Origin of the sequence: Vibrio sp. YT-15 (genome assembly GCF_033337445.1) — a bacterium.
Classification (GTDB): domain Bacteria; phylum Pseudomonadota; class Gammaproteobacteria; order Enterobacterales; family Vibrionaceae; genus Vibrio; species Vibrio alginolyticus.
In genome coordinates this window covers 1-1,490 of the sequence record NZ_JAWOQR010000066.1, presented here as the reverse complement: position 1 = coordinate 1,490, position 1,490 = coordinate 1, and the positions used below count along the sequence as shown (strand labels likewise).

At 47.4% G+C, this 1,490-nt stretch carries 1 protein-coding gene and 1 pseudogene; both read right to left on the bottom strand.

Translation table 11 applies throughout. The annotated features are described in order from the left end of the window. A partial coding sequence (locus R7D93_RS25265; protein WP_318129557.1) for an IS256 family transposase occupies positions 1-698 on the bottom strand: 698 nt, incomplete at its 3' end. A 278-nt stretch (positions 699-976) separates the two neighbouring features. After that, positions 977-1,490: pseudogene (locus R7D93_RS25260) on the bottom strand (hypothetical protein); the annotation flags it as partial.

Sequence of the window (1,490 nt, the reverse complement as noted above, 5' to 3'; positions counted from 1 at the left end):
CCGTCAACGCAAGCGATAAGGATGTCTTTTACCCCACGGTTTTGAAGCTCAGTCAACACGTTAAGCCAGAACTTGGCACCTTCCGTTTCAGAGAGCCACATACCGAGCAGCTCTTTTTGGCCTTCCATGTTGACGCCTAACGCAAGATAGACCGCTTTGTTGATGACTTGCTTGTCTTGACGCACCTTAACCACGATGCAATCGAGATAGACGATAGGGTAAATTTCGTCGAGAGGTCGCGACTGCCATTCAATCACTTGCTCAAGCACCGAGTCGGTTACTTTTGATATCAGCGTTGGCGAAACATCAGCATCATACATTTCCTTGAACGTTGCGACGATTTCACGTGTGGTCATGCCTTTCGCATATAGGCTTAATATCTTGTCGTCCATGGATTGGAATCGAGTTTGGTGTTTGCGGACGAGTTGAGGTTCAAAGCTGGCTTCACGGTCGCGAGGGACGTCGATATCGACTTTTCCATCATCGGTGATGATTGATTTACCCGAGTAGCCATTGCGGGAGTTGGAGCTGGTTCTGGGTTGGTGTTTTTGATATCCAAGGTGCTCATCGAGTTCAGCGTTTAACGCCGTTTCAACGGTCACCTTGGTTAACATTTTTCGGAAGTCATCCAGGTCAGATTCTGTCTTAATTGACTTCGCCGCTTCACGAGCAAAAGCTTCGAGTGCTTTCTTATCCATATTGTCCATCCTTAGCCTTTAAGGCTTAAGTTTAGACAGTTACACAGAATTCAGGACACTCTCTTTTTCCTTCGTTTACCTTTTCTATTTTTGCCCTTCTATCTGTTGCTTTGTCTATTCTACGCATCGACCAACACAGACTTTACTTACTTTCTGCATCTATTCGCATCCATCATTAGTCGACGTTCGACATAAAAAAACGCATCACAAGTGATACGTTTTTTGCGTCGTTGTTTGTAGTTTGTATTCGACTCTACTCGCAGTCGTCTTCATCTGCGTTAACTGGGAACAAACACATTAAGCGACTGAGGACGAATCTTGATCTCTAAACGACGGTCAGAATAGAGCTCACCGTCGATGACGTAGTCAATCGGCTTATCTGCAGTAATCGTCACCCCCGTTGCGCTCGCGTACTGAAACAGATTCGACTCATCCTGCGCACCGACGCTGGTTAATGTTAGATCCGACAACGCCACTAGGCGTCCACCCAGCGACTGAGTGTTATCAAGGTAGGTAATGTGCAGTTTCCCATCATCTGGCTGCGGCGCGCCGCCACCTTGCGCTAACACAGTACTAAATGGCGCGATGTTGGCAACGACGAAGCTGTGCACCTCCATCTCCTGACTCTCCCATCCTTGTTCACTCGCCGCCTGCCCTTCGAGGGTTACTTGCAGAGTTTGCACCTCTTCGGAAATAACAGCGTTAAAAAAGCCCGTTAAATACGCCAGTTGCCCAAACGCATTTTTCTCTTCACGATGCGCGTGTTCAATCATCTTCTGTTCCAAGCCAATA